Below are 21,924 nucleotides of genomic sequence, written 5' to 3' on the forward strand. Positions count from 1 at the left end.
CGCGCATGCCAGCGCCAGCGCGGCCGCGCCTGCGGCGCCTATCGCGGCGGGCGAAGCCGACGCCGCGCGATCTGCGGCGCTCCGCGCCGCCTGCGCGAGGGCGTCCGCCCCTCGCGCCGCTCCAGAGGCGGCATGCCCGGCCGCCGCCTCGAGCAGGCCCGCGAGGCCGGCGAAGCCAGCCTCGCCAGCCGGCGCGGCTGCGGGCTCGGCCGCGCCAATGTCCCCGCCGTCCGCGGCAGGTCCCGCGGACGCGACGGTTGCGGCGCCGCCGAACCCCGGCGTCGGATCGAACGGCACCCAGCCGGCGCCGGGGAAGTAAACCTCTACCCAGGCATGCGCATCGGAAGCGCGAACCTCATAGCTCACCAGCTCTGCGCCGGCTGTGGCGGAGCCTGCTCCGTTCATCTCTGCCGGCAAGCTTCCCGCGCTTGTTCCGTTCGTCCCTTCCAGCACAATTGCCGTGCCGGTACCCGATCCATTCGTACCTGCCGACATACTTGCCGTACCGGTGCCCGCTCCGTTCTGCACACTTGCCATACTGGTACCTGCTTCGTCCGTAGCCTCCAGCACTGCCGTGCCCGCACCTATTCCTTTCCTTCCCTCCAGCACAATCGCCGTGCCGGTGCCCGCTCCATTCGTTCCTCCCGACATACTTGCCGTACCGGTACCTGCTCCGTCCGTTCCCCCCAGTGCCGTGCCGGGAGCGAAGCCCTTCACCCATCTGGCAGGAATGCCTTGCGAACGCAGTATCACGACCATCGCCGTCGAGAAATGGACGCAATAGCCCTTTCGCTGGTCAAACAGAAAATAATCGACGAAATCGCTGCCCTCCGGCGGCACCTCGCTGTTTTCCAGCGTGTATTCGTAATTCGTTTCCAAAAACTGCTCGATCGCCTTGACCTGCTCATAACGGCTGGTCACCCCGCCTCCGGACACCTCCGCGGCCAAAGCGGCTACGCGGGATGGAAGCGAGTCCGGAAGCTGAAGATACGGAGCAAGCTCCGCATCCGTTAACGACGCAGCTGCGGCCGGCGCCGTCCCTTGCGATTCGTCAGCCGCCGCGCTCTCCTGTCTGGTGTCCAAAGCCCGCAGCTCTGCAGGCTCGGTTACGGCCAGCGTCGATTCCACCGTGAACCGCTCCACCTTCGCCGCTGTCTCCTGGGCATAAAGGGAGCCGGTCTCCCGGTCAAAAATATAGCTGCCAAGCTTTCGGCGAGGATCGGATGCGATTAGCTCCGTTACCCGCCCGGACAGCCCCGAGCTGAACAGCGGCATGCCGGCCTCGGGCTCCTGCCAGACAACCGTTTGGCGGATGACGGGCCCGTGAAGCAGCGCCGCCTCTGAAGCCGACGTCTCCGCAGCCGTTCCCGCCCCTCTGACGGGGAGGAGCACCCTTGCGCTGCCGTCGTCGGCCCAGCCTCTCCCGGTATATAGACGCTTCGCGTCTCCGCGCCAATAGGCCTTTACGGGAGAGCTTCCCGTAAATAACACCCGGTTATCCTTCCTCACGGATGCGCCGAGCTCGCTGTCGTCAAAGCCGTAGCCGGTAAATGCCGTTCCCGCGCGTGCCGTGCCTGCTTGCCCCATGACGGCGGCGCTGCCGCCGCTGTCTCCGATCTGGCGCATGGCATGCTCGAACCGCTCCGTCATCGAGGCCGTCCAGGCCGCCGGCGGAAGCGAGCTCTCCTTGCCGCTTGCGAACAGCAGGCTGCAGCCGATGACCGTCAGAACGATAAAAGCAGCCCCCGACAGCCAGCGCATATCCAGCCGCTTCAGCTTGCCGACGCCTGCGCCCAGCATCCTTTGAACGCGGGGGACGGACACGACCGCTCCGAGCAGCAGCCCTTCGGCCGCCGTCCGCAGCAAGCCGTTCATGATGTCGAGTCCAAGCCATATATGCAGCATCAGCAAATAACCGGCCGTCAGGCCTGCCAGGCCAAGCGCGGTCTGGCGCATCCACAGCAAAGTCTGCAGCGCCGGGGCCAGCATCGACCAGCCGATGAACAGCAGCATCGTCCTCAGCTCGCCCGACATCGCCCAAAGGCCGTTATCCATCATAAGAAGCAGATGATCCCGCAGCAGCCCCGGAAAATCGATGAGCCACTGCAGGCTGCTTTGCTCCGAGCCCTTGTACAGCCACATCAGGCTGAGCAGGCAGAGCAGAGCATTCATGGAAATCGTCACCGCCATCGGCATCCGGAACAAACCAAGCGCCAAAATGCAGCCGATGACCAGCAACAGAGGTCCCGGATGGTAGATGACCGACCATTCGCCGGCATCCGTCCACGGGAGCAGCCACTCGGCCAGAAGCCCGAACAATAGAACGCTTGTCACCAAACGGTACGCCAGCGTCTCCTCCGGCCCTTCCCCATCCTGCATGCCGGTCAGGTTTACCCCGCCTGCTCCGGGTCCTTTGCCCGGCCGCAATCCGGGTCCCGTATTCCCCGTCACGCCGCCTTTGTCCTTATGCATAGGCATGTGCATCGCCTCCTTCCTCTGCGTACGGAGCGTCCCCCATGCCTGCCGGCACGTGCAGCCACGTAACCTTGACGCCTCCGGCCTCCAGCCATTTTCGCTGTTCGCTCATGGCAAAGGTGGGGACGGTGCTGCGGACAACGATGAACAGCTCCAGCCGGCAGCCTCTCTCGGCCGCGTAACCCGCAAGCTCGCCCCAGTTCCGTCCGCCTCTCCAATCCGCGGTAAAAACAAGAACGGTGCCTCCCCGCGCCAAGGCATAACCCGACTTCATCAGGCTTCCCGCCAAGGAGCCCTTCCCGTCCGCTTGCAGCACGGCCAGCTTGCGCAGCAAATCCGATGTGCGCTCCCGCATGCTTTCACGGATACCATCAGGCATACCGGTCATTTCATCCCCCGTCAGCAGCGTCACCCTGCCGCCCAGCGATGCAGCTTGCAGGACGGCATGAGCGGCCCAGCCGGCGCATGCGTCGAACAGGCGGTCATCCTGCCCGTACGCGGCGGCACTTGAATCAACCGCTATAAACGCCGGATAGGGCAGCTCTGGCGTGTGGAGCTTCGTATGCAGCCCGCGGCCCTTGGCAGCCGTGCGCCAATCGAGATGCCGCAGCGAATCCCCTTCCCGGTAGGGGCGGCTCTCCGGCCCGATTCCCGCGGCCCTGACAGCTGAGGCAATCTCCTCTCTTCCGGCCTCGCCCCGCAAATCCGCAGCCGGACCGGCCTGGCTCGAGCTGACAGGCTCAACTCCAGCTCCGTGCTCGATTGCCTCTGGCGCAGCAGTTCCGCGCAGCCCCGGCAAAACGATAAAACCGGCCTGGCTGTCTATGCTTTTCCGAATGGCCGTCAACCCGAGCCAATCGCCCACTGTCACCGTCGTCGGGCCGCAAATATGATCCCCGCGCCGCAAATGGTGCAGCTTGTACGTGACGCCGATTTCCTTCCGCAGCGCCGCCGCCCATACGGCCCGGAACGGAATGACGGGTGCGGAGGCGGCGGTCAGGTTGCGCGTCTCGTCCTGCAAAGCGATCCAGACAAGCGGCACCGCAAAAGGCCGCCTTATCGTATAACGAATCTCCAGCCGCTCTCCGTCATTCGTATCCTCCTGCGGCATGACCCGCGTGGCAGTCAAGCCGGCGGCCGCAATAAGCGGAGCCAGGCCGCTCACGGCAATAATTCCGGCGAGCAGCGCGGCCAAAAACCATTCCACGGCGCCGCCGCGGACTACGACGGCACCCAGACTACAGATCCATCCGGCTATAATCACCGTCCAGGCCGCCCACCTCGTCCTGTATTTCCTTTCGGATTCGCGTTCCTTATCTTCGCCGCTCCTGGGTTTCACTTGGACGCCGCTGCGCCCCTTCCCCGTCAGACCCTCCGCCCGGGCACCAGGCATGACCGCCGCAGCCGCCCCCTGGCTCTCGGCCGCAACGTCCTGCAGCCGGGTTTCCTCTTGTCCGTAAACGCTCATCTTCGTTTCCCGCTTCCAAAGCCGCTTCCCGCCGCCGCAGGCAGCGGGCATTCCCGGATCGTGCGGCGGATGACGGCAGCGGCGTCTTCCCCCGCCGCCGCTGCGCCGTAACGGAGGGATAAGCGGTGCGACAGCACCGCTTCAGCCGTCAGCAGCAGATCATCCGGCACTGCGTAGCCGCGCCCTTCCATATAGGCGTTCGCCTGAGCGGCGCGCAGCCAATCGCGCAGCGCCCGGGGGCTGAGCCCAAGGACGACGCCTGACGCACGGCGGGTTGCATCCGCTACCTGGACCATATAATCCAGCAAGGCGGGATGCATATGCGTCTGTCTGGCCTCCGCCTGCATCTGCAGCCACTCCTCCGTTGCAATGACCGGGCGCAGCCGCTCCGGCTCGACCCTGCTGCCGCCTGCGTACTGCTCAAGCATCCGCTTCTCCTCGGCCGAGCCGGGATAACCGACAGTGAGACGCATCATGAACCGGTCCAGCTGCGCCTCCGGCAGCGTATTTGTGCCTTCGAAGCTGAGCGGATTTTGCGTCGCAATCAGCATGAAGGGCACCGGCAGCTTGCGCGTTTTGCCCTCGACCGTCACTCGCCGCTCCTCCATCGCTTCCAGCAGGGCGGATTGCGTGCGCGGCGATGTGCGGTTGATTTCGTCGGCCAGCACGACGTTGCCCATAATCGGCCCGGGACGGTAGACGAGCTCGCCGGATCTCGAATCGAGCACGACTCCTCCCACGATATCCGCAGGCAGCATGTCGGACGTGAACTGTATTCTTTTGAACTCGCCGCCCACCGCCCTTGCGAACGCCTGCGCCAGCAGCGTCTTGCCGACGCCCGGCACGTCCTCCAGCAGCACATGGCCTCCCGCAAGCATCGAGATTAACGTATTTTTAATCACCTGCTGCTTGCCCAGCAGCACGCTCTCTACTTTGACCAGCAATCTGTGCAGCAGCACCTGAGGCGCTTCCGGCCAATGGCCGAAGCGGTCCTCCTTCACGTCCTCGGAAAATTGGGGAGAAATCATAGCGTCCTTCGCCTCCTGAAAAATAAATCTATCTATTTTTCAGTTTCCCCAGATTTTCTCTATTTAGACCTGCTAGAATCGGCCCTTCTATTGTGCGGCAATCCAAATCTCGCGCTGCTTGTCACCCAAAACATATTTCTCTATCGAAAATCCGAGCTGCTCCATGGTCGATCTGACCGGAACGGCAAAACGGTCTACCTCCTCCCGGGCCGATGCGTCTTCCGCATCAAGCAGCCATACCGCGTGCCGGTCGTTTAATTTCGCTTCGATCCTGCCCTCCCGGGCATCTGCCGTCACGGTTCCGCCCGCCAGCTCCATCAGCTTCGTCAGCCGCACCTCCGTCACGCCTTTGCCCAGGCTGTATGTCCCGGACTCCAGCTCCAGCTTGCCGTCTCCCAAATGCAGCACGAGCTTCGGCTCAGGCGGCTGCTTCTGTCCGACTGGCTTAGAAGGCTTCGGTGTCCCCTTCGGCGCTTCCGCCTCCGCTGCGGTCTGTCCGGCCTGCTTGGTTAACGAGTTCGCGAAGCGGACCAGCTCCGTTTTTTCCGCGCGCGTCACCTTCGCCCGGGTCCATTTCGGCTTGACGGCCATCCGGAACCGGATCGGCTCCACCCGCTCCGTCAACGGGGCAAAAGTGTAGCCCTTCGCTTTGTAATAGTTGATGATAGCAGGCAAAGCCTTGACCGAAGCCTCGTGTCCGGTACTGTCATGCAGCAGCACGACCAGCTTGTCCGCGAGCTTGGACCCTTTTACCGTTGCGATAATTTCGGAGACCGGCACGCCGGTCCGCTTCGAATCGCCGCTGTCCACGTTCCAGTCATGCACCAGGTAGCCCGCCTCCGCCAGCGCGTCGAAATAGCCTTGATCGAAATTGCCGTATGTCCCGCCCGGAGCCCGAAGGAGCCGCGTTCGAACCCCCGTCGTTTTGAAAATCAGCTCGTCGGTTTTCATCACCTGATCCGCAAACTCGCCGAAGCTGCCGTAAATCTCCGCATATTTGTGGTTATACGTATGGTTGCCGATCGAATGCCCTTCCCGCACGATTCTCTTCGTCAGCGCCGGCTGCTGCTTCACATGCTCGCCCAACACAAAGAAAGTCGCAGCAATGCCCTCCCGCTTCAAAAGATCAAGCACCTCGCCGGTATTGCGGCTGGGTCCGTCGTCGAACGTCAAATAAACGGTTTTCCCGTTCCCGGACGCCTGCTCCGTCCTCTTCTGCGGTTTGTCCTCATCCGGCCCAGCCGATGCAGCCGCCGACGCGTACTGCGTCCGCGCCGCTCCGCCTGAGCCTTCCGACGCCGCCAAGGCAGGCTCTGCGAGCAGCAGCTTGGCATCATAGGCTGACAATGCCGTTACGGCCAACTGATTTTGCCGCACCTGAGCCGTCTCCCCGGCCGCTTCCCCCAAATAACCGGCGTACCCGCCCCCTGGCTCGAATAAGCCGAACCATACCGCCAACGCACATATTGCCGCCCGCATTACCCGCCGCATCCGTTCCGTCACCCTGTTCTACCTCCGATCGAAATCTCTCGTTTTCTGGTAGAGTATATGAGCGTATTCGCTAGTCAATAACTGCCCCGGTAAAATATGGTCTATAGCCGGGTAGACTGACCACAGTAAATGCGGCCTTAGAATGTCGTTGCGGGCATCCAACTAACTTGCAGGTTCATGCAGAAGCTTGCCCGCGCTAATGAACCTCAAAGCCTCTATATGGGTGATTTGTCCACCTTTTCAATCCTAATAAACTCCACCATCGTTATTAGGGTGTATAACCGTCCATCATCTCTGATTTTTCGGCGATAACATCTTCTGAGTTCTTTAGAAATCAAAACCGGTCAATTGGGCACAAATAACGATGCCTGTGTTCGTTACCTCTGCACACGTCCCTCGGAAACCAGCATTCTTCAAAAAGCACAAAAAAAAGCGTCCCCGCCGTCATGGCAGGGACGCTTTTTATTCACTTAAAACGCGGCGACAATCGCGCCTTTGTATTTATCCTCGATGAACTTCTTCACTTCCGGCGTACGGAGCGCGGCAGCCAGCTTCTGCATCGCCTCGGAATCCTTGTTGTCCGGACGGGATACAAGGATGTTCACGTAAGGCGAATCGGAGCCTTCGATAAACAGCGCGTCCGTCGTCGGAACCAGATCCGCTTCAAGCGCGTAGTTGGTGTTGATCAGCGCCAGATCGACCTCGTCCAGCACCCGCGGCAGCGTCGCCGCTTCCACCTCGGTAATTTCCAGCTTCTTCGGATTCTCCACAATGTCCGCAACCGTGCCGTTAACGCCTACTCCCTCTTTCAGGGTGATCAGGCCGTTAGCCGCCATAAGCGCCAGTGCGCGGCCGCCGTTCGACGGATCGTTCGGAATGACAACTTTTGCTTTCTCTTTCAGCTCTTCGGTCTTTTTGATTTTTTTCGAATAAGCGCCGAACGGTTCGATATGCACGCCGGCTACGCTTACCAGATCATAACCCTTGTCTTTGTTGAACTGCTCGAGGTAAGGCATGTGCTGGAAAAAGTTAGCGTCGATCTGCTTCTCATACAGCTGAGTGTTCGGCTGCACGTAGTCGTTGAACTCGATAATCTCAAGCTTAACGCCCTGCTCCTCCAGCTTCGGCTTCACAAATTCCAAAATCTCCGCATGCGGAACCGGCGAAGCGCCTACCTTCAGCGTGACCACGGCCGGAGTCTGCTCACCCGCTCCTTGATTCGAATCGCCTGCATTCGCGCCGTTATTGCCGGCATTCTTGTTTTGTCCGCAAGCCGCGAGTGCTGCCATCAGCAGCATGGCAATCAGTACATAGCTTATTTTTTTCATGTTTGTTTCCTCCATCCCTATACTTTCAATCTGTTTGTAAATTTACTCGCCGGCGGATAACCAGCTTTATTTCCTGCTGTAACGTCTGACCAGCGCGTCGCCGGCGGTCTGAAGCACCTGAACGAGCACGATCAGAAGCGCGACGGTTACGAGCATCACGTCGGTCTGGAATCTCTGGTAGCCGTAGCGCAGAGCCAAATCGCCGAGCCCGCCGCCGCCTATGACGCCGGACATCGCCGTATACGACACCAGCGTTACCGCCGTAATCGTGACGGCCGCCAGCAGGCCCGGGCTCGATTCTTTCAACAGTACGCGCCGCACGATATCCCAGTTCGACGCTCCCATTGCCTGAGCCGCTTCGACGACCCCGCGGTCGACCTCGCGCAGCGACGTTTCGACCAGCCTGGCGAAGAACGGCGTCGCCGCCGCGACGAGCGGCGGAATCGAGCCTTCCACGCCGAGGGTCGTTCCCGTCAGCATTTTGGTCACCGGCATGATCAGAATCATCAGAATGACGAACGGTACCGACCGCAGCACGTTGACGATAAAGGAAAGCACCGCATATACGACCGGCTGTTCAAGCAGCTGCCTGCGCGACGTAAGAAAAAGGATAATGCCGAGCATTAACCCGAGTATGATCGTGAACAGCAGCGAAGCCGCCATCATGTACAGCGTATCCTTCGTCGCGTCCCATATTTCCGGCCAGCGGACATTCTCGAAGCTCATCATACCTCATCCACCTCCAAGCCTTCCCGGCGCAAAAGGGCGATAACGCTGTCGATCTCCGCGTCGCTGCCGAGCAGCTCGACGATCAGCTGGCCGTAAGGCGTCTTCTTCATCCGGGACACCGTGCCTTGCAAAATGGCAAACTGCACGGAAGTCGTTTTCACCGCGTTATACAAAATAGGCTCGTATGTCAGATCGCCGATATACGTCATTCGCAGCAGCCGCCCGCCCCGCTCCCGCAGCGGCAGCCCGCTCGACGCGCTGTCCGCAACCTGATCGACGAAGTCCCGCGTGACGGGATGCTCCGGCTTCAAAAATACGTGAAGCACGTCGCCCATCTCCACGATTTCGCCCTGGTCGATGACGGCTACGCGGTCGCAGATCGACCGGATGACGTTCATCTCATGCGTAATGAGCAAAATCGTAATGCCAAGCTTAGCGTTAATATCCAGCAGCAGCGACAAAATGGAGCCCGTCGTCTGCGGATCGAGCGCCGAGGTCGCCTCGTCGCACAGCAGGACGTCGGGATTGTTCGCAAGCGCCCTGGCAATACCTACACGCTGCTTCTGGCCCCCCGAGAGCTGCGCCGGATATTTTTCCGCGTGGCCCTCGAGCGATACGAGCTTCAGCAGCTCGTCGACGCGCTTATTCACCTCGGCTTTGGGCATCTTCGCGAGGGTGAGCGGAAACGCGATATTTTCGCGAACGGTCGACATCGACAGCAGGTTGAAGTGCTGAAAAATCATCCCGATCCGCCTGCGCTCCCGCTGCAGCTGCCTCTCAGGCAAGCCGCTCAGCTCGACGTCGCCGACCGTCACCGTACCGGAGGTCGGTCTTTCAAGCAGGTTGACGCAGCGCAGCAGCGTGCTCTTTCCAGCTCCCGAATGGCCGATAATGCCGAAGATCTCGCCTTTTTGCACCGTCAGGCTAACGCCCCGAACCGCTTCCACCGAAACCGCGCCGACGCGGTATGATTTTCTGATGTTATTGAGCTTGATCAGCTGAATCCCCCCTATCGAGCAAACAAAGCCACATTATACAAAAGCTCACACAACTGCGTCAACAGTGAAAATAACCCAACAGCGCCAAAGCCGCTCGCCGATTGTCTATATTGTGTCCCCGGCCCATTTTTTCACTCGATTCTTATAGATGCACCTTTATAGAAATAACCTTCTTCCATGCATCCAAAACGCCTCTGCTCCGCTCATGTCCGCTCGCCGTCCCCCGATGGCTCCCCGCCGGCTCCCTCACCCTTCCGGAAGGTCTTCGGGCTCCCATCCGATTGCCGCCTCAAGCGTTGTTAACAGCTGGCGTGCGCGATGCAAATCCGGCTTCGCCTTCAGCAGCCCGAGCTCCTCCCGGATATTCCGAACGTACTCGCCGCGCAGCCGATCCACCTGCTCTTCCGTCAGCGCGTACAAGTATTGGCGGACGACGTCGTGGGACACGTAACCTTCCCTGCTTTCAAGAAAATGATGCGGCGACTGCTGGTACCACGCTCTCGCCCAAACCTTCAACGCCGCCGCAATCGGGCCGCGCCCGCCTGCCATCGCATGGAGCCGGTCGGCCGCGATCAGATTCCGGTAATGAACCGCGTTTCCCTCCGGATACGTGTTCGGGAGCGCATAGAACTGAAGCAGCCGGTCCAGTATGACGACATACGGCTCAGAACCTGACCGCTCCGCGCGGAACTGGCAGACGACCGCGGCGTGCGCGATGTCCTTCAGCAGCCTCAGCGCGTCCGCCGCCTCCTTTTTGCTCGGGGTGCCCGCAAAAAACACCCCCTGATTGCCCGCCCGAATGTCCGACCGATCGATCGCGTCGTGAAGCGCGTCCTCGAATTGCTCCTTGCTGTGCGGCGCCCACTGGGGAAAACGATCCATCAGCGCGCCCTTTACTCCGAACTCCCTGCGAAGGATCGAACGGAGCTCGATCCCCCCGCCCCCGCTCGCCTGCATGAAGATGTCGTGCAGCAGCGTCTCAAGCGATTTCGCTTTTTTTACCGCATCAATATCGGCATCGGGCACTGTGAATACGGCCGCGGCATCTTTCCTTTCAAGCTTGGCAACGAGCTGCCTCAGCTCGTTTAATAGCGTATCCTCCATGGACCATCCCTCCTTTTACGCCTTATCTTCCCACCCGGCAGCATTTTTAAGCTTGTCAGGCCTGCTGAATAATCGAACGTGCGCCCGGAAAAATTATGTATCGCAACTAATAACGTACAGAAAGCGTGAGAGCCTTTGGAATGGTACGAGAAGCTGAACGACTACTTCCCGGAACACGAAATGAAGCACCCTCAGCAGCTGAAGGAGCTGATTGAGGAGAACGAGTTCTATCACAAAGAAGAAACCGACGACTATATTATGCTGTATGCCGATTTTCCGACGTTCGTCTTTATCGATTACCTGCTCGTCACCTCGAACACCCGCGGGAAGGGAATGGGCACAAAAATCCTGGACCGCCTGAAGGCCAGAGGAAAGCTGATTATTCTCGAAGCCGAGCCGGTAATGCCGAAGGACAGCGACAGCGAGCGGCGGCTGACGTTTTATTACCGGAACGGATTTAAAAAAGCGGACCTGATCCGCTACACCCGCCGGGACGAACAGGATGAGCCGTATACCATGCATGTGCTGTACTGGTCCCCTGCCGGTATCCCGCAAGCGATTGTGCTCGAAAAGATGGAGCTGGCCTGCGACGAAATTCACAACTTCCGCTCCAAGCGGCATTACGGGCGCCAATTGGTCGATCTTGATGAAGCGTTGGACTGGAAAAACTAAAAAACCGCCGATAAATTCGACGGTTTACATGATTCCTACAACTCTTTAACGGCATCAAGCACCTTTTCGACATGTCCCTTCACCCGGATGTTCCGCCATTCCTGCACCAGCCTGCCGTCCGCGCCGATCAGGAAGGTGGAGCGGACAAGCCCCATATACTCCCTGCCGTACAGCTTCTTCAGCTTCCATACGCCGTACAGCTCGCATACTTGGTGCTCGGTATCGGCCAGCAGCAGAAAAGGCAGCGAATGTTTCTCTATGAATCGCAGGTGCGTCTCGACGGTATCGATGCTGATGCCCAAAATGACGGTGCCGAGCCGCAGCAGCTCCGCATTCGCGTCACGGAAATCGCAGGATTGCTGCGTGCAGGCCGTCGTCAAATCCTTCGGATAAAAATACAAAACGACATTCCGTCCCCGGTAATCGCTAAGCTTCGCCGTTTTACCGTCCGATGACGGAAGCTCAAAATCCGGCGCTAGCTCTCCTATTTTCAATTCAGTCATAGTCATACTCCCGTTCTGCTTCGTCTTTGGCTGACAGTCACTTCCGAAACTTTAGCCGTTAGGAGCCCGCACCCCGGTACCGCTTCACGCCGTGGTTCCAAAGCAGCAGGCCGAGAGAAAATACGATAAGGCCCATAACCGGAGTCATCAGCGCCAGACTCGAAAGGTCATCCGCTTTTTTCTCCAAAAAGTAGGAAGCCGGAATGACGCCGACAAACGCAAACGGCAGCAGCCAGGTTAAGACGAAGCGGATCATTTTGTTGTAAATGTTGACCGGGTAACGGCCGTAGTTCTGGATATTGTAGATGAGCGGCACGATGCCGGTCGGCGCGTCCGAATAGAACGAAATGGCGCTCAGCGCCGTATAGATCCCGGCATAAATGAACACCGCGCCAAGCACGAGCAAGAGCAGCATCAGCACGTCAAGCGCATGGAACGGCAGCCCGAGCTGTGTCCAGCACATCGCCATGATGCCGGCGCCTACGACAGAGCCGATGAGCGACGGCGGATCGACATTTTCAAACAACACTTGAAACAGGCTGTGCGCCGGCCGGGTCAGCACCCGGTCCATCTCCCCTTTCACGATATACCGTTCGCTGAAGTTCCAGATGCTGAAGAAGGTGCTGAACAAGCCGTACGGGATCATAAAGAAGCCGTATACGAACACGACCTCCGCCTCCGACCAGCCGCCGAGCGATGGTGTATGCTGGAACACGATCAGAATAAAAATCAGGTTCATCCCCTGGAACAGCAGATCGGACAGCACCTCGATCCAGAAATCCGCGCGGTACGTAAGGCGGGTTTTGGCGTAATTTTTAATATATTCCCAGAATAGCGTTGCGTATCTCATCTCGTTACCCTCCCTGCACGAACAAGCGTCTGCGGGCTGCGCGCCACATGAACCAGATCGGCACAAGCAGGACGGCGAACCACAGCACCTGCAAGCCGAATACATGCAGCGCCTCGCCTGCCGGCGTACGGCCCGTAAAAACGGAACTCGGCAAATACGTGATCGCCTGAAACGGCAGCCACTGCATAATGGTTGACAGCCAGCCCGGGAAAAACGCGATCGGAACGACGACGCCGGAGAACAGGTCGACCATTACGCGCTTCATCCGCATCATGCCCTCATTGTTTTCGACAAAAAACGCGAACAACCCCGTCAAAATATTAATTTGCGAATTGATCAGGAAGCTGAAAAACAGCATGACCAGATAGATCAGCCAGGTGACCGGATCCGTCGGGAGCGTGACCGGGAAGATGAGACAGACGACGATCATCCCCGGAATCATGAACAGCAGCATGCGGAACAGCCCTTCCCCGAAGCCCTGCATCATTTTGACCAGCAGGTACGAGTAAGGCCGGATGAGCTGAACGGCAACGCTGCCGTCACGGATCTCGTTCGCAATTTCGCGGTCCAGATTGTTGAAATAAAAGGCCCGCGCCATCCAGGATACGGCCACGTAGGTCGTCATCTGGCTGACCGTGAAGCCGGCCAGCGTCGGCTGATCGCCGTAAATCGCCTGCCATAGGAAGTAGTATGCGCCTATGTTAATGGCATAAATAATAATGCCGCTGTAGTAATTGACCCGGTAAGCGAGCATCATCAGAAAGCGGATCCGGACAAAATCGAAATAAGCGCTCATCATGGCGTCGCCGACTCCTTACCCGCCGCAGCCGAGCCGGTCTGGTAAATGCCGCGAACGATATCGTCCGTATTCGTCTCGAAAATTTTAATGTCGCGGATATCCGCTCCGCCTACAACCCGGGCAAGCGCATCGGAAACGCTGACGGCGTGCGGCAGCCACATTTTGGCGGTTACGTCGTTCTCGAGCGTCCAGGTGACATTAAGCGTTTCCGTCAGCTGCTGCAGCTTGGACAGAGACGTCTGGGAGGCGAATTGGAACTGGATTTCACGCCCCTTGCTCCAGCGCGTCTTAAGTTCCTCCAGGCCCCCGTCATAAATGATTCTTCCGTCATCCAGCATAACGACCCGCGTACAGAGCGCTTCGATGTCCTGAAGATCGTGTGTCGTCAGCAAAATCGTCGTTCCCTGCTCCCTGTTCATCTGCATCAGAAAATCCCGGATCTCCGTCTTTACGACGATATCGAGTCCGATCGTCGGCTCGTCGAGGAAAAGGATCGACGGATTGTGAAGCAGCGACGCCACAAGCTCGCAGCGCATCCGCTGCCCGAGGCTGAGCTTGCGGACCGGCCTGTTCAGCAAATCGCCAAGCTGCAGCCGCTCGACCAGCTCGTTCAGCCGCTTCTTGAAATCGTGCTCCGAAACCCGGTACACCTTGCGCAGCAGCTGGAACGACTCGATCACGCCGATATCCCACCAGAGCTGGGAACGCTGTCCGAAAACAACTCCGATGCCGTTCACGAATTTTTCCCTGTCCTTATAGGGAACAAATCCGTTTACTTTGATCTCGCCCGAAGTGGGCACCAGTATGCCCGTCAGCATTTTGATCGTTGTCGATTTCCCGGCTCCGTTCTCCCCGATGTATCCGCATATTTCGCCTTGCGGAATTTGGAAAGATATATCTTTAACCGCCGTCACCTCGCTGTACTCCCGTTTGAACAGGTCCTTGAGGGCGCCGGATAAGCCTTCGCGATTTTTTTGCACCCGAAACTGCTTTCGTAAATCCTTCACATCTATGGCCAGCATTGGAATGGTATAGCCCCTTTCGTTTTCGACATTTCCTAGGAAATACCGATTTTATATGACCTAAAATGATAAAACTTGCGTCGGCATGTCCTTCGCCTTTATAATTTTATGATATGTAATCATACATCAGTTCAAGCGAAGCGTAAACGGCTCGGGACGATTACATCCAACAAGCGTAAACGGCTGGCTCTGTGTACGAACAGATAGCTGCAGCTTTGCGAAAAATTCGGTTCTGTGCTTTCCTTTGGCGGCAAAAAGTCGTGCCGCCTAGAAATATAAGTCGGTTTTAAGCTCAAACTTATACTGCCTTATATTTTTTAGAATAACTCAATGCCCGGTACGCGCAAGCCTGCGTGTTACAATTTCTTTAGCATACCCGAGCCAACAGTCCTTGAAAGGAGCACTTCTAACGAAATGCGCAAACAAGCGAAGAAGAAAAAACGGTGGAAATGGTTATTTGTCAGCCTCTCGGTCATTATAGGTGCGGCGCTTGCGTTCGCCATCTATTGGGGAGTCGGCGTATATAATGCATTGGACAACTTTAGCGACGAAAATCCGGACGAGACCGTTGTTAACGATCCGGAGAACACCCCGGTTCCGATTCCTGAATGGGAGGGCACGGAGCGGGTTAACATTATGCTGCTGGGCGGGGATGCCCGCGGCCTGGACGAAGGTCAAATGGCGCGGTCCGACTCCATACTCGTCGCCTCTTTTGACCCGGTAACGAAGAAGGCGCATCTCTTCTCCGTTCTTCGGGATACGTATGTGAATATCGAAGGCCACGGCCGGGGCCGCGTGAATACGGCGATCACGCTGGGCGGATATCCGCTTGCGATGAAAACGGTCGGCGATTTGCTCGGTCTCGACATTCAATATTACGTCTACACCGACTTTGAAGGCTTTAAGGCTCTGATCGACACGATCGGCGGCATTTACTTTGATGTCGAGAAGGACATGCACTACGTCGACAACGCTGACGGCAACCGGTACGATATCGATCTGAAAAAGGGCTACCAGCTGCTGGACGGCAGCAAGGCTCTACAATACGTGCGGTTCCGCCACGACGCGATGAGCGATTTTACGCGCACGGAGCGCCAGCGCAATTTCCTGCAGGCAGTATCCAAAGAGCTTCAGTCCACCTGGAACATCGTCCGGATGAAGAAGATTCTTGACAGCGTACAGCCTTATGTAGATATGAATATCAGCGTCACCGACATGCTGAAGCTCGGCCAGCTTGGCGTCAAGAGCCATGTCGCCAGCACGACCCAAATTCCGCCGATGGAGCTCATCGCCGAGGACCGTGTCGGAGGAGCTTCCGTCATCGGGATCAGCGACGAGGATGCTCTTCGGGCGTATGTCCAATCGACTTTGCAGAAGGACGACACGCTGGTGCCGCCTACGGCATCTCCTGACGGCGCCTCATCCGTGGATGCCGCCGGGACAGTAAGCGGCAGCGAAACCGACAGTTTGATGTCAGGTCAAGCTCAACAGTAGCTAACCATACACGCAGGCGGCGTTTGCTGCTTGCGTGTATTTTATTATAGCTGCAATTTGATGCGCCTGGACTCATAACCCCCGGCTGGCTTCTTGCCGTCGCACATTTGCACCCGACACTAGCCATTCCATAGTATTAACTGTATTTCATACAGCTAAATTCCTCTCCCAGCTTCATTTTTACGGATTAACTGTATTCACTACAGCTAATATAGTCTAAATCAGAGTATCGGGCCAATTGGGCCTATTTAGATACATTAAATCCAGTAATTTTACGATGTCGAAGCTTCGGACAAATCTAGATCCATCATATCCAGCTTTCATCCGATTACTCATCGAACTTCAAGCTCCATAACCCATAAAGCACGTTATTAAAAGGAGGAATACCTATGACAACTCAACGACCGAATTCCGAAAAGCTATACGAACAAGCTCTGCAGCATATCGTCGGCGGCGTCAACAGCCCGTCCCGCTCCTATAAGGCGGTCGGCGGCGGCGCTCCGGTGTTTATGAAGCGCGCCGAAGGCGCTTATTTCTGGGATGTGGACGATAACCGCTACATCGATTACCTGGCCGCGTACGGGCCGATCATTACCGGTCATGCGCATCCTCATATTACGCAAGCGATCGTGCGCGCCGCCATGAACGGCACGCTGTACGGCACGCCGACAGAGCTTGAGATTACGCTGGCGCGCATGCTGAAGGAAGCGATTCCTTCCATGGACAAGGTGCGCTTCGTGAACTCCGGGACCGAGGCGGTCATGACGACGATCCGCGTTGCCCGCGCCTACACGAAGAGGTCCAAAATCATTAAATTCGCCGGCTGCTATCACGGCCACTCCGACCTTGTGCTCGTCGCCGCAGGCTCGGGACCGTCGACGCTCGGCATTCCCGATAGCGCCGGTGTTCCGTCCAGCATTGCCACCGAGGTTATTACGGTGCCCTTCAACGATCTGCCCGCCCTGAAGGAAGCGCTGGAGCGCTGGGGCGACGAAACGGCTGCCGTCATGGTCGAGCCGATCGTCGGCAACTTCGGCATGGTCATGCCGCATGAAGGTTTTCTGGAAGGGCTTTGCAAGCTGGCCCGCGATGCCGGTGCGCTCGTTATTTACGACGAGGTGATCAGCGCCTTCCGCTTCCATTACGGCGCTGCGCAAACCTATGTCGCCTTCCCGGACCGGCAGGCGATAGAGCCCGATCTGACCGCGCTTGGCAAAATCATCGGCGGAGGGCTGCCGATCGGCGCTTACGGCGGCCGTAAGGAAATTATGGAGCAGGTCGCCCCGCTCGGCCCGGCCTACCAGGCCGGTACGATGGCCGGCAACCCGGCCTCCATCTCCGCGGGCATCGCCTGTCTCGAGGTGCTGCAGGAGCCGGGCGTTTACGACAGGATGAACGCGCTCGCCACAAAGCTTGCGGCCGGATTGCATGCGGCAGCCAAGGAACACGGCATCTCCCTGACGATTAACCAGATTCGCGGCTCCTTCTCGGCCCATTTTTGCGACCATCCGGTAACGAACTACGATGAAGCGCAAAATACCGACGGCGAGCTGTTCGGGCGTTTCTTCAAGCTGATGCTGGAGCAGGGCGTCAATCTTGCCCCTTCCAAATACGAAGCCTGGTTCCTGACGACGGCCCATACCGAAGCGGACATCGACGCGACGATTAGCGCCGCTAACTTCGCTTTATCGCGCCTGTAAGCAAAAATGCCGGCAAGCTGCTCCATGCATGCTTGCCGGCACTTTTTTAAGATATAGGACAGTATAAGTTTCACTCCTATACTGACGCCTATATCTCATCGCGAAACGCAGATATTGCAACCAAGGGACGGCACTATCCGTTTACGCTTGTTTATTCCGTCAATCGTTAATCCCGTTTAAAACGAGGAGCCGGTCATCCCGTTCCCCGGGTACGCCGCGGCCGTCCGTATTGTTCGTAATGACATATACTCGTCCGTCGTTGATTTTCACGTCGCGAAGCCGCCCTTCGCCCTCGAATACGATCGACATCTCCTTCGTGGCCCGATCGAACCGGTAAAGCGCGCTGCCTACTAATGTGGCGATCAGCATCCGGTTGCGGCCGTCGATGGTCGCGCCGGAAGGAGCGATGGCGGTCTCGCCCGTATGATAGACCGGCGTACTCATGCCGCTTTGCTTGGCATCGCCATAGATGGCAGGCCAGCCGTAATTGCCGCCAGGCTCCACGATATTGATTTCGTCATGGCCGCCGGGCGAGCCCGAAGGGCCGTGCTCCGTCACCAGCATGACGCCGTCGTCCGTCCAGGCCAGCCCCTGAGGATTCCGATGGCCGTAAGAATAGATATACGAACCGGGGAACGGATTGTCCGCAGGCACTTTGCCGTCAAGGGTCATTCTTAATATTTTGCCGGCCAGACTGTCTTTGTCTTGTGCGAGCTCGCGTTGCTGCGCATCTCCGGTCGTGATGTACAGAAGCCGGTCGGGACCGTATGCCATCCGTCCTCCGTCATGGTTCGCGGCGCCTGGAATGCCTTCAAGCAGAGGCTTCACCTCGTCCCATTGATCTCCGGTTTGCTTCAGCACGACGACGCGGTTATACGTTTCCCCGTCCTCTTCATAGGTGTGATACGCATAAGCTTCCTTCGACTGCTCGAAATCCGGTGCCAGCAAAAAGCCTAAGAAGCCCCCCTCGCCTTGCCCGTGCACCGACTTTTGCAAGTTAACCTTTTGCCGGGTCATATCCTGCCCGTCTACCATAACGACATTGCCTTCACGTTCGCTAATATAGACGGTATCCGCGGCAAACTCGATTACCCAAGGTACTCTCAGCTGGTCGGCCAATACCTCATAAGGCCGTTCAGGCTCCGGCGACGGTTCGCTTGTTCCTCCGTTTCCGCCGGCAGCCGGAGTTGATGCTGGCTTCTCCGAAGCCGTTGCGGCAGGCGGGTCTGTCGGTTCTACCGCCTCATCTTGCTCGCATGCGGAGAGCAGCCCTAACCATACGCTAATTGTCAGCATTGCCGCTAATTTTGACGCCGTGCCCATGTCAATCTCCCCCCTTTAGACGAATTTCCCAAGCCGTTCAAACCTAAAAGGACAACGCGCCTGCATGCTGCATAGCTCGTTGTCCTTTCATCCTTATTGAGCTGCGCCTGCCGCTTGAAGCGCTGCTGCCAGCTCCTTCTGAATCAATCCGTTCGACGCGACGACGTTGCGCACGCCCAAATGGTAAGGCTGACCCAGCGTATCGCCAACGACGCCGCCCGATTCCTGAATCAGCAGCGCGCCCGCCGCCAAATCCCAGCTGTTCAGCCCGATCTCCCAAAAGCCGCTCAGGCGGCCCGCCGCAACATAAGCCATATGAAGCGCGGCAGAGCCGGTAATTCTGAGATTGCGCACCTTCGGCGCGATCGCTTGAATGCCCTTTAGATTCAGAGGCAGCGCATATTGGTGATCGGCCGGCAGACCGGTCGCGATCAAGCTTCCGTGCAGAGTGTCCTCGCCGGAAACCTGCATCCGTTTGCCGTGAACGTACGCGCCTTTCCCCTTCTCTGCGATGAACAGCTCATCCTTCATCGGGTCGTATACGACACCAACGATAACTTCGCCTTTGTGCGCAAGCGCGATCGACACGCAGAAGAAAGGAAAACCATGTACAAAATTCGTTGTTCCGTCTATCGGATCCACGATCCACAAATATTCCGCATCGCGGACATCCTCGAGCGCCTTCGTAGAAGCCTCCGGCCCCGGCTCGACGCCTTCTTCCCCGAGAAAGGAATGATGCGGAAAATGAGTCATAATCAAATTTCGGATCAACCGCTCCGAGCCTTTATCTACTTCCGTAACGAGGTCGTGCGAGGAATATTTTAAATCGAGGCTTGCGTAGTTGCCAAGCTTCGTCTGAATCCATTCTCCTGCTTTCGATGCGCAATTGATAGCCACGGCAGTAAAGCTCTTCCCGCCTATGACGGAACCATTATCCTGGTCACTCACGAACTATCACTCTTCCCTCTATGTATAATCATGAGCGCTGAACCCATGTTCTCCTTTGTTACGTATGAACCCGATTTCAAGTTTCGCATACGAACATTTTCGCGGTATTAAAAAGATCTAATTCCTTCAAAAATAAGCTGGCAGGCAAGAAGAAGAAGAGTCACTCTAAGCAGCCACAGCAAGCCTTTTCCGCTCATTCTCGCCGCAACCGCCGCGCCAAGCTTGCCTCCGATCCAGGCGCCCGGCGCAAGCGCAAGCACAAGCAGCCAGTCGATCTCCCCCAAATACGCCTTCATGCCGCTTCCGAGAATGGATGACAAAAAGATAATAAACATTGAAGTCGCCGTCGCCACATGCGCCGGGAAGCGGAACAGCAGCACCATCAAAGGAACGAACAAGGAGCCCCCTCCGATGCCGAAGAGGCCGGATATAAGGCCGACACCGAAGCCGATCGCCAGCGCCGGAACGATGCCGTAGCTGTACGTATGGATTTGGCCGGACGCATCCGTTATCGACCGAACGATCGGCCATTGTTTCGCAAACGGTTTCATATAATCACGGGCGATCAATAATGCCGCCATGAGCAGCATAAAAACGCCGAACACGAGCTGGAATAAGCCGGAAGGCAGCGTCCCCGTCAAGGCAGAGCCGAGTATAGCCGCGGGTCCGCTTGTGATGAAGAACAGGAGGCCGCTGCGAAAATCGACGATTTTGCGTTTGGCATAGGAAAGAGTGGATGCCAGCGCCGTAACGACCAGCACCATAAGCGAGATGCCGACTGCGTCTGCATGCTCGATGGATCCGCCCGTCAGCGCGGGCCCCAGGAGCATAAGACTCGGCACGATAATAATGCCCCCGCCAAGCCCGACAATGCTGCCGAACATGGCGGCCACAACCCCGAGCAAAACAAGAAATATCCATTCCATGAAGCATTCACCTTTTCACTGCGGGATTCATTTACCTCTACACCTGCGGAAAAACTTCCACGCTGCCGCCATCCAAAACCTTGACGGCTTCTCCCTTCGCCTCCAGAAGCCGCAGATCTTCGATCAGCTTGAGCAAAGCCTCGTCCTTGCTTTTTGCTTCCAGCATGCAGTCCAAGTGTTCCGTCGTACGGGCCGCATGGCGCAAAAAACGGACAAGCGGCTCCGCTTCCACAAAATCGGCGTGGCCGCGCGGATCGGTGTCGCTTTTGGGGCTGGAGGCGTGAATTTTGGGCGGCAGCTGCCGCTCCTGCGCATAGCCTAAACGCTCCCGTTCCTTTTGCCACGTTAAGCTTATTCGCGGCCATAGCTGCTCGTACAGCTCGTTTTCAGCCGTATCGCCGGGATTTACCGCGTGATGATGGATGTCCAGCACCATCGGAATACCCGCCCGCTCCGCCGCCTCAAGCGTTTCAAGCACGGTAAACGTTTTGTCGTCGTTTTCGAGCGTGACCCGGTTTTTAAAACGAGACGACAAGGCTCCGAACTGACGAACAAAACGTTCGCCGGCCACCGCCTTGTCGCCGTATGCTCCACCGATATGTATATTGCACTTCGCTGCTTCATCCAGTCCCATCGCTTCAAGCATCCGAATATGGTTCAGCAAATCAAGCTCGGATTTGGCGAGCACCTCCGGCCTCGGCGTACTGAATACGCAAAAATGATCCGGATGAAAGGAAACGCGAATGCCATGCTCCTTGGCGTAGCTGCCCACTTCCCTGAATTTTTCTCCCAGCTCCGCAAAAGGATCCCAGTCCGCTAATTGTTCATGAGTCGCGAGCGGTATCAACTTGGAGGAAAAGCGGTACATACGGATGCCGCTAGCATGGCAAAGCTTCAGGATACGCAGCGAGTTGTTCAAATTCTCCTCGGCGATTCTCTCCAGCTTGCGGATGCCCGCTTCACGGTCATCCAGCTTCGAGAAATTGGCAAAGGTCATCGTCTTGGACGGGGAGGCGTTGGTCAGCTGCAGGCTCATGGCGACAAAACCGAATCGGACGATCATCGG

The 21,924-nt window shown here is 57.6% G+C and carries 19 protein-coding genes; 3 read left to right on the forward strand and 16 right to left on the reverse strand.

All coding sequences use genetic code 11. The annotated features are described in order from the left end of the window. From KP806_RS26825 to KP806_RS26860, 8 genes are all read right to left on the reverse strand, one after another. Nucleotides 1-2,478, reverse strand: a 2,478-nt coding sequence (locus tag KP806_RS26825; RefSeq protein WP_224726820.1) for a transglutaminase-like domain-containing protein, incomplete at its 3' end; no start/stop codon positions are given. Continuing rightward, a complete protein-coding gene (locus KP806_RS26830; RefSeq protein ID WP_224726821.1) occupies nucleotides 2,465-3,943 on the reverse strand; it encodes a DUF58 domain-containing protein in 1,479 nt (492 codons plus the stop codon). The genes KP806_RS26825 and KP806_RS26830, both read right to left, overlap by 14 nt. Continuing rightward, on the reverse strand, nucleotides 3,940-4,971 hold the full coding sequence (locus KP806_RS26835; protein ID WP_224726822.1) for an AAA family ATPase: 1,032 nt from the start codon (nucleotides 4,969-4,971) through the stop codon (nucleotides 3,940-3,942). Before KP806_RS26835 ends, KP806_RS26830 begins: the two co-directional genes overlap by 4 nt. Nucleotides 4,972-5,058: 87 nt before the next feature. Further along, nucleotides 5,059-6,474: a polysaccharide deacetylase family protein gene (locus tag KP806_RS26840; protein ID WP_224726823.1), complete on the reverse strand. Its 1,416-nt coding sequence runs from the start codon at nucleotides 6,472-6,474 to the stop codon at nucleotides 5,059-5,061. Nucleotides 6,475-6,932: 458 nt separating this feature from the next. Beyond that, a complete protein-coding gene (locus tag KP806_RS26845; RefSeq protein WP_224726824.1) occupies nucleotides 6,933-7,790 on the reverse strand; it encodes a MetQ/NlpA family ABC transporter substrate-binding protein in 858 nt (285 codons plus the stop codon). Nucleotides 7,791-7,856: 66 nt separating this feature from the next. Next, nucleotides 7,857-8,516, reverse strand: coding sequence for a methionine ABC transporter permease (locus KP806_RS26850; protein ID WP_397376437.1), 660 nt, complete (start codon nucleotides 8,514-8,516; stop codon nucleotides 7,857-7,859). Further along, nucleotides 8,516-9,517: a methionine ABC transporter ATP-binding protein gene (locus tag KP806_RS26855; RefSeq protein ID WP_224726854.1), complete on the reverse strand. Its 1,002-nt coding sequence runs from the start codon at nucleotides 9,515-9,517 to the stop codon at nucleotides 8,516-8,518. Before KP806_RS26855 ends, KP806_RS26850 begins: the two co-directional genes overlap by 1 nt. 246 nt (nucleotides 9,518-9,763) lie before the next feature. Beyond that, a complete protein-coding gene (locus KP806_RS26860; RefSeq protein ID WP_224726826.1) occupies nucleotides 9,764-10,621 on the reverse strand; it encodes a hypothetical protein in 858 nt (285 codons plus the stop codon). Nucleotides 10,622-10,756: 135 nt separating this feature from the next. Between KP806_RS26860 and KP806_RS26865 the strand changes: the two genes are divergently transcribed. Beyond that, complete coding sequence (locus KP806_RS26865; RefSeq protein WP_224726827.1) at nucleotides 10,757-11,293, forward strand: GNAT family N-acetyltransferase; 537 nt, start codon at nucleotides 10,757-10,759, stop codon at nucleotides 11,291-11,293. A gap of 35 nt (nucleotides 11,294-11,328) precedes the next feature. Here KP806_RS26865 and bcp read toward each other — a convergent pair whose 3' ends face one another. The 4 genes from bcp to KP806_RS26885 are packed head-to-tail and all read right to left on the reverse strand — an operon-like array spanning nucleotide 11,329 to nucleotide 14,467. Further along, nucleotides 11,329-11,796, reverse strand: a complete 468-nt coding sequence (gene bcp / locus KP806_RS26870; RefSeq protein ID WP_224726828.1) for a thioredoxin-dependent thiol peroxidase — start codon at nucleotides 11,794-11,796, stop codon at nucleotides 11,329-11,331. A 58-nt stretch (nucleotides 11,797-11,854) separates the two neighbouring features. Beyond that, complete coding sequence (locus tag KP806_RS26875; RefSeq protein ID WP_224726829.1) at nucleotides 11,855-12,646, reverse strand: ABC transporter permease; 792 nt, start codon at nucleotides 12,644-12,646, stop codon at nucleotides 11,855-11,857. A gap of 4 nt (nucleotides 12,647-12,650) precedes the next feature. Then, nucleotides 12,651-13,445 (reverse strand): ABC transporter permease, encoded by a 795-nt coding sequence (locus KP806_RS26880; RefSeq protein ID WP_224726830.1) that lies wholly within the window; start codon nucleotides 13,443-13,445, stop codon nucleotides 12,651-12,653. After that, complete coding sequence (locus KP806_RS26885; RefSeq protein WP_224726831.1) at nucleotides 13,442-14,467, reverse strand: ABC transporter ATP-binding protein; 1,026 nt, start codon at nucleotides 14,465-14,467, stop codon at nucleotides 13,442-13,444. The genes KP806_RS26880 and KP806_RS26885 overlap by 4 nt, the downstream gene beginning before the upstream one ends. 414 nt (nucleotides 14,468-14,881) lie before the next feature. Here KP806_RS26885 and KP806_RS26890 point away from each other — a divergent pair, with 414 nt between their 5' ends. Both KP806_RS26890 and KP806_RS26895 read left to right on the forward strand, forming a co-directional pair. Further along, nucleotides 14,882-15,961: an LCP family protein gene (locus tag KP806_RS26890; RefSeq protein WP_224726832.1), complete on the forward strand. Its 1,080-nt coding sequence runs from the start codon at nucleotides 14,882-14,884 to the stop codon at nucleotides 15,959-15,961. A 389-nt stretch (nucleotides 15,962-16,350) separates the two neighbouring features. Then, a complete protein-coding gene (locus tag KP806_RS26895; RefSeq protein ID WP_224726833.1) occupies nucleotides 16,351-17,661 on the forward strand; it encodes a glutamate-1-semialdehyde 2,1-aminomutase in 1,311 nt (436 codons plus the stop codon). Nucleotides 17,662-17,820: 159 nt separating this feature from the next. On the opposite strand, the gene KP806_RS26900 is transcribed toward KP806_RS26895, so the two are convergent. From KP806_RS26900 to uvsE, 4 genes are all read right to left on the reverse strand, one after another. Continuing rightward, a complete protein-coding gene (locus tag KP806_RS26900) occupies nucleotides 17,821-18,984 on the reverse strand; it encodes a PQQ-dependent sugar dehydrogenase (protein ID WP_224726834.1) in 1,164 nt (387 codons plus the stop codon). Between the two features lie 93 nt (nucleotides 18,985-19,077). Beyond that, nucleotides 19,078-19,932, reverse strand: coding sequence for an inositol monophosphatase family protein (locus tag KP806_RS26905; protein ID WP_224726835.1), 855 nt, complete (start codon nucleotides 19,930-19,932; stop codon nucleotides 19,078-19,080). 107 nt (nucleotides 19,933-20,039) lie between these two features. Next, the gene (locus KP806_RS26910; protein WP_224726836.1) at nucleotides 20,040-20,858 is read right to left on the reverse strand and encodes a sulfite exporter TauE/SafE family protein; all 819 of its coding nucleotides are present in this window, start codon (nucleotides 20,856-20,858) and stop codon (nucleotides 20,040-20,042) included. Between the two features lie 37 nt (nucleotides 20,859-20,895). After that, nucleotides 20,896-21,921: a UV DNA damage repair endonuclease UvsE gene (gene uvsE, locus KP806_RS26915; RefSeq protein ID WP_224726837.1), complete on the reverse strand. Its 1,026-nt coding sequence runs from the start codon at nucleotides 21,919-21,921 to the stop codon at nucleotides 20,896-20,898. Nucleotides 21,922-21,924: the final 3 nt, after the last annotated feature.

This window comes from Paenibacillus vietnamensis (assembly GCF_020169515.1).
Classification (GTDB): domain Bacteria; phylum Bacillota; class Bacilli; order Paenibacillales; family Paenibacillaceae; genus Pristimantibacillus; species Pristimantibacillus vietnamensis.